This window comes from Thalassotalea ganghwensis, from assembly GCF_053485795.1.
Genome location: NZ_JBQRUM010000076.1, coordinates 1 through 429 on the forward strand (window position 1 = coordinate 1; position 429 = coordinate 429).

The 429-nt window shown below is 39.6% G+C and carries 1 protein-coding gene; it reads right to left on the reverse strand.

Features of this window, described 5'->3' with window-relative positions; all coding sequences use genetic code 11:
* Positions 1 to 429, reverse strand: a 429-nt coding sequence (locus ACSLUH_RS19555) for a transposase (RefSeq protein ID WP_448570086.1), incomplete at both ends; no start/stop codon positions are given.

The following is a 429-nucleotide window of genomic DNA, read 5'->3' on the forward strand; positions in this document are numbered from 1 at the left end:
GATTGTATTGCTGACATCATTGCCATATATAAAACCGTTCGCACCTGGTGTCTGCCACCTTGAATTTTTCTTTGTCCTTTATAGCGGCCACTTTCACGGTTAATTGGTGCAACACCAACTAATGCAGAAGCTTGTTTATTGGTCATATAGCCAAGCTCTGGCAGGTTACTGATGAGTGAGGCAGCAGCAATTTTACCGATACCTTTCATGCTCTGAAGTATGCTGTTTTTAGCTGAATATTCAGGACATGATTCTATTATTGCTATGATTTTATGTTCGATTTTAGCGATCTGATTTTTGAATGCCGTCAGTATTGGTTTAATGGTCATGGCTAACTCTTTGGGCAGTATTTGCAGTCGGTTTTTCTCCATGGTTTGCATGACAAGAAGTTGATTTCTTCTAGCAACTAAATCGCTCATCAATTGCATG